Source organism: Streptomyces boncukensis, assembly GCF_011045075.1.
Lineage (GTDB): Bacteria > Actinomycetota > Actinomycetes > Streptomycetales > Streptomycetaceae > Streptomyces > Streptomyces boncukensis.
Genome location: NZ_JAAKZZ010000483.1, coordinates 1 through 5,544 on the forward strand (window position 1 = coordinate 1; position 5,544 = coordinate 5,544).

Here is a 5,544-nt window from a genome sequence, read left to right on the forward strand (position 1 = left end):
CCCGATCGCCGACTCCCCGGTTCAGCGCTTGGGGAGGGCCGGTGCGCGCCGCAGCGCCCCGGGGTCGTGGAAGGTGAAGTCGTGTGCGGCGGTGCGGTAGAGCCCGGCGTAGCGGTCGACCTTGTCGGGGTCGAGCCGTACCCCCAGGCCGGGCCCCTCGGGGACGGGGAGCCGGCCCCGGGTGTAGTGCTCCAGCGGGCCGCCGAAGCGCCCCTCGACGATGTCGTCGGTCAGCAGCGCGCCGTACGCCTGGTTGGCGAAGCGGAAGTTGGGGGTGGCGGCGATGACGTGGGTGGCGGCGGCGAGGGCCACGCCGAGCTCACCCAGGCTGTGCTTGACGACCGGCACCCCCGCCGCCTCGCAGATCCCCGCCGACCGCTTGAGGTTGAGCAGGCCGCCGTCCATCTGCTGGTCGGCCGAGACCGCGTCGGCGGCGCCGTGCTGGAGGACCGCGAGCTGGTCGGAGCGGGTCCAGGACGCCTCGTTGGCGAGCAGCGGCGTATCGATGCGGGAGCGTACGTAGGCCATCTCGGACAGATTGCGGCCGGAGACGGGCTGTTCGACGAGCTCCAGGCCGTACGGCTCCAGCGCGCGGACGGCCCGCAGCGCGGCGCCGGGCGACAACGCCTCGTTGGCGTCCACGCGGATCGCCATGTCCGGGCCCGCGCCGTCGCGCAGCGCGGCCACCCGCTCGACGTCGGTGGCGAGTTCGTCAGCGCCGATCTTCAGATAGCAGGTGCCGGCCCCCGCTCCGGCGGCCCGGCGGCCCTCCTCCTTGACGGCGTCCGGGCCGTCGGCTGCGACGTAGTGGAAGAACTCCACCTCGTCCCGGAAGCGGCCCCCGAAGAAGGCGTGCACCGGCAGGCCGCAGCTCTTGCCCAGCAGGTCCCAGCACGCGGTCTCGACGGCCGCGACGGCGGGGCTGCTGGCGCCCATGTGGTGCCAGGTGCCGACGACGTCGATCCGCTGGATCAGCTGCTCGATACGGAGCGGGTCGGCGCCGACCACCAGCGGCTCCAGGCTGCTCAGCGCGCCGAGCACGGTGCCGGCCGAGGGGTGGGCGGCGGCCTCGCCGAGACCGGTCAGGCCCTCGTCGGTGTCCACCTCGACGAGCACGGACACCAGCCCCCTCCGGCGGCCGAACGCCCACACCTCGTCGGTGCGGTACGGGACGGCGACGGGGGTGGCGCGGATCGCGGTGATACGCATGGCTCGCTCCTTCGCGGGCGCGGACGGCAGGCGGTTCAGGGGACGACGATCAGGTCGCGGGGCGCATCGGTGAGCAGAGTGCTGCCCTGTGGAGTGACGAGCGCGGTGTCGGAGACGACGTGCCCGGCGGGCCAGGTCACCCAGGACATGAGGTGGAAGACCATCCCGGCTCGCACCCGCGTACGCCCGCCCGCGCGGATGCCGGCCACCGGGCCGCCGCCGACCCAGCTGGGCGGGAACCCGGCGCCGGTGAGGTAGCCGCAGTGGTGCCGGCGCGGGCGGCGGCCGGAGCGGGCGGCGACGGCGGCGGCCCAGGCCGCGTACACCTCGCCCGTGCGGGCCCCGGGGGCCAGCGCGGCGCGGGCGGCGTCCAGCCCGGCGAGGGCGGCGGCGGCCGCGTCGGCCGCGCCGGGCCCGGGGCGGCCGCAGTAGAGGGTGCGGCTCATCGGCGCGTGGTAGCGGTGGACGCAGCCGGACAGCTCCACGAACAGGCCCTCGCCCGCGCCGAGCCGGTGCTCGCTCCAGGTGACGTGCTCCTGGTCGAGGCGCGCGGTGGAGCGGATCAGCGGGGCGAACCCGGGCTGTGCGCTGCCCGCCTCGGTCAGCGCCGCGTGGGCCCGCGCCGCGACCGCGCGCTCGCTGACGCCGGTGCCGCAGGCGTCGGCCGCGGCGCGCAGCGCGGCGCTGGAGAGAGCCGCCGCCCGGCGTACAAGGGCGGTCTCGGCAGGGGACTTGACCGCGCGCAGCCGGGCCGGGAGGGCGGAGCAGTCCACCCAGCGCACATCCGGGAGCGCGGCGCGCAGCCGGTCGAGCACGGCGGGCGGGAACGCCATCGACTGCTCCTCCACGCCGACGGCGCCGCCCTCCGGCACGGTCTCGCGCAGCGCCCGCGCCGCCACCGCCGCGGCGTCCCGGCCGTCGCCGTAGAGCGCCTGCCGGGCCTGCGGAACCTGGGCGCGCAGGGTGGGGCGCTCCATGCGGCGCGCGACGAGCACGGGCGGGCCGCCGGGCGGGAGGATCAGCAGCGTGAAGGCGAAGTGGCCGAGGTGGTCGAGGCCGAGCAGGTAGTGCGCGTTCTCGGGTGCGGCGAGCGCGAGCGCGGACAGCCCCCGGCGCCGCATGGCGGCGCGCAGCCGTGCGATCCGCCGCTGGTACTCGGCCGCGGGGACGGCGGCGTGCGCGCCGGCCGTGCCGGAGTCGGCGGCACCGGGCGCGGGCGGTCGGGGGCCTTCGGCCCCTGCGAGCAGGAGATCAGCCGTCATGCGGCCAGTGTGGGACCGCCGTATGGGCCGCGACCAGCGAGGATTTCCGATGGCCGGAGTTAGCGTGACTACATGGTCTACGACGTGCGGCGGCTGCGGCTGCTGCGGGAGCTCGCCCGGCACGGCACCGTCGCCGCGACCGCGGCGGCCTGCCGCCTCACCCCCTCCGCGGTCTCCCAGCAGCTGTCCTTCCTGGAGCGCGAGGTGGGCACGGCGCTGCTGCTGCGGGACGGCCGCAGGCTGGTGCTGACCGAGGCGGCGCGGGTGCTCGTGGCGCACACCGAGCGGGTGCTGGCCGAGCTGGAGAGCGCGCGGTCCGAGGTGGCGGCGCTGAGCGGGAGCGCGCGCGGCACGGTGCGGCTCGCCAGCTTTCCCAGCGCCGCCGTCGCGCTCGCCGCGCCCGCGCTCGCCGCCTGCCGCCTGGCCCATCCGGAGCTGCGCGTCCAACTGGGCGAGGCGGAGCCGGAGGAGTGCGTCACCGGGCTGCGCCGGCACTCCTGCGACGTGGCGCTGGTCTACGAGTACGCGCTGCTGCCCCGGCTGCGCGACCCGGGGGTCCGGCTCGACCCGGTGCTGGAGGAGCCGCTGCTGGTCGCCCTGCCCCCGGACCTGGAGGCGGCCGGCGCCCCGGACGCGCCCGTGGAGCTGGCCCGGCTCGCGGCCCGGCCGTGGATCGCCCCGCACAGCGACACCGCGCTGCGCACCGTCCTCGAACGCGCCTGCGAGGCGGCTGGTTTCGAGCCCCAGCTCGACTACACCAGCGACGACTACACCGTGATCATGTCCCTGGTGCGGGCGGGCCTGGGCGTCTCGCTGATGCCCCGGCTGATCGCCGAGCCGCTGCAGCACGACGTCCGGCTGTGCGAGATCGTCGGGCTGCGGCTCACCCGTACGGTGTCGGTCGCGGTACGGGCCGGCGGCGAGCGCCAGCCGGGGGTGGCGGCGCTCGTCGCCGAGCTGAAGCGCGCTGCTCCGGCGGATCGTGCCGGGTAGGAGCCGCCCCTTGCGCTCGCCTCGCAGAGCGCGGGCGCTCTGTGCCCGGACGTGCCCCGCCAGGGGCGCGGGGAACTGCGCGCCACGGCAGCGGGCAACGTACAAGCCCAAGTGCCGCCCCGCGGTTGTCAAGACCGCACCCTGCCGGTGGTTACGCTCGATGGCATGGACTTCTCTGCCGCCCTGGAGCTGATGAAGTCCGGTCGTCGGATGGCGCGCCGGAGCTGGATTCAGCCGGGCAAATACGTGTACCTGGAGCCGGAATCGATCTGCCTCACCCCGGACAAGGAGGAGCACACCCTCGCCGCCCATCTGCGGTTCGTCACCGCGGACGGGACGGTGCAGGTCGGGGTGCAGCCCTCGCACGCCGGCCTGCTGGCGGACGACTGGTACGACGTCGACGGGGAAGGGGGCGCCGACGGCCTGTAGACCGCTACGGTTCGCGGATGACCAAGCGCTTCGAAGAGCTGGACTGGCGGCCGACGGACAAGGGCGAGCTGAGCCTGCGCAGACGGCGGGACCCGGCGTCGGGCGAGGATGTGTACGAGGTCAAGCTCGGCGACGAGTTCTTGATGTCCAGCCTCTTCACGGAGGGCGAGACCGCGCTCGCCCGGCTCGGCCTGGAGCCGCTGCCGGGCGGGCCCGGGAGCGCGGACGTCGTCGTCGGCGGGCTCGGCCTCGGGTACACCGCCGAGGCGGTGCTGCGGGATCCGCGGGTGCGCTCGCTGGTGGTGGTCGAGGCGCTGGACGCGGTGCTCCAGTGGCACCGGCGCGGGCTGGTCCCGCTGGGCGACCGGCTCACCGCCGACGGCCGGTGCCGCCTGGTGCGGGGAGACTTCTTCGCGCTGGCCGAAGACGCCGCCGCGGGGTTCGACCCGGAGGAGCCGGGGCGGCGGTTTCACGCCGTCCTGGTGGACATCGACCACTCGCCCCGGCATCTGCTGCACCCCGGGCACGCGTCCTTCTACGAGCCGGCGGGCCTGCGTGCGCTGGCCGAACAGCTGCACCCGGGCGGGGTGTTCGCGCTGTGGTCGGACGATCCGCCGCAGGACGCGTTCACCGCCGCGCTCGGGGAGGTCTTCGCGGCGGCGGAGGCGCACACCGTGGCCTTCGGCAACCCCCTGACCGGCGGCACCTCGGCCAACACCGTCTATGTGGCGCGCCGCTCGCCGTCCGGCCCGCCAGCCCCTTCGGAGGCGTAGAACGCGCGGACGGTGAAGCCGATCCACTCCGGGTTGTCCCAGGTGTCCCAGCGGGCGCGGGCCGCCTTGCCGACGGTCTCCGCGGCATCCTCGGCGGGGACCCCTTCGGCCCGCAGCCGGGCCGACTCGCCCCGCACATGGTCGAGGTAGCCGCGCACCTCGTCGATCAGCGTCACATCGGTGATCTCGCCGTGCCCGGGGACGACGACCTCCGGTGCGAGCGCGCGGAGCTCGTCCAGCACGCCGATCCAGCGGCCCGGGTCGACGTCGGTGTCGTGCGGCGGGAAGTACGGCGCGATCGGGAACATCCTCGTCTCCAGCAGGTCGCCGCCGAACAGCACCCGGCCGTCGACGAGAACGACCTGGTCGCCCACGGTGTGCGCCGGGCCGACGGCGAGCAGCTCGACCGTGCGGCCGCCCAGGTCCAGCTCCGCGCGGCCGTCGAAGACGAGGTCGGGGTCGACCAGCTCGACGCCCTCCAGCTCGGCCGCGATATGGGGCCCCAGGCCCCGGAACATCTCCAGGAACCCGGTGCCCTTGCGGCGCAGCTCGTCGCGCTGGGCGCGGTTGTAGACGATCGTCGCCGCGCCCTTGAACGACTGGGCGCCGAAGCCGTGTTCGGGGTGGAAGTGGGTGACCGTCACATACAGCTTCCGGTCCCCCGCCAGCTCCCGCGCCCGCTCCAGGGCCGCGGCGCCGTTGCGCGGCCCGATGCCGGTGTCGACGACGAGCGCGGCGTGCTCTCCGAGGACGACACCGATGTTCGGGACGAGCGGCACCCGGCCGTCGGGGATGACGAAGACTCCGTCGGCCACCCGCACGGGCTCGCCGCGCACCAGCGGCGCCGGGGCCTCCTGCACGTCGGGGAGGGCGGGGTC

At 75.5% G+C, this 5,544-nt stretch carries 6 protein-coding genes; 3 read left to right on the forward strand and 3 right to left on the reverse strand.

Annotation, left to right across the window (positions count from 1 at the left end; translation table 11 throughout):
• Nucleotides 1–21: 21 nt before the first annotated feature.
• Entirely contained in the window at nucleotides 22–1,209 is a 1,188-nt protein-coding gene (locus G5C65_RS30120) for a mandelate racemase/muconate lactonizing enzyme family protein (RefSeq protein ID WP_165302216.1), read from the reverse strand.
• A 35-nt stretch (nucleotides 1,210–1,244) separates the two neighbouring features.
• Complete coding sequence (locus tag G5C65_RS30125) at nucleotides 1,245–2,471, reverse strand: M24 family metallopeptidase (RefSeq protein ID WP_165302217.1); 1,227 nt, start codon at nucleotides 2,469–2,471, stop codon at nucleotides 1,245–1,247.
• Between the two features lie 72 nt (nucleotides 2,472–2,543).
• Here G5C65_RS30125 and G5C65_RS30130 point away from each other — a divergent pair, with 72 nt between their 5' ends.
• From G5C65_RS30130 to G5C65_RS30140, 3 genes are all read left to right on the forward strand, one after another.
• Nucleotides 2,544–3,464, forward strand: a complete 921-nt coding sequence (locus G5C65_RS30130; RefSeq protein ID WP_165302218.1) for a LysR family transcriptional regulator — start codon at nucleotides 2,544–2,546, stop codon at nucleotides 3,462–3,464.
• Nucleotides 3,465–3,629: 165 nt separating this feature from the next.
• Nucleotides 3,630–3,893 (forward strand): Thoeris anti-defense Tad2 family protein, encoded by a 264-nt coding sequence (locus G5C65_RS30135; RefSeq protein WP_165302219.1) that lies wholly within the window; start codon nucleotides 3,630–3,632, stop codon nucleotides 3,891–3,893.
• A gap of 17 nt (nucleotides 3,894–3,910) precedes the next feature.
• Entirely contained in the window at nucleotides 3,911–4,666 is a 756-nt protein-coding gene (locus G5C65_RS30140; protein WP_165302220.1) for a polyamine aminopropyltransferase, read from the forward strand.
• On the opposite strand, the gene G5C65_RS30145 is transcribed toward G5C65_RS30140, so the two are convergent.
• On the reverse strand, nucleotides 4,615–5,526 hold the full coding sequence (locus tag G5C65_RS30145) for an MBL fold metallo-hydrolase (RefSeq protein ID WP_165302221.1): 912 nt from the start codon (nucleotides 5,524–5,526) through the stop codon (nucleotides 4,615–4,617). The genes G5C65_RS30140 and G5C65_RS30145 overlap by 52 nt on opposite strands.
• Between the last annotated feature and the right edge of the window lie 18 nt (nucleotides 5,527–5,544).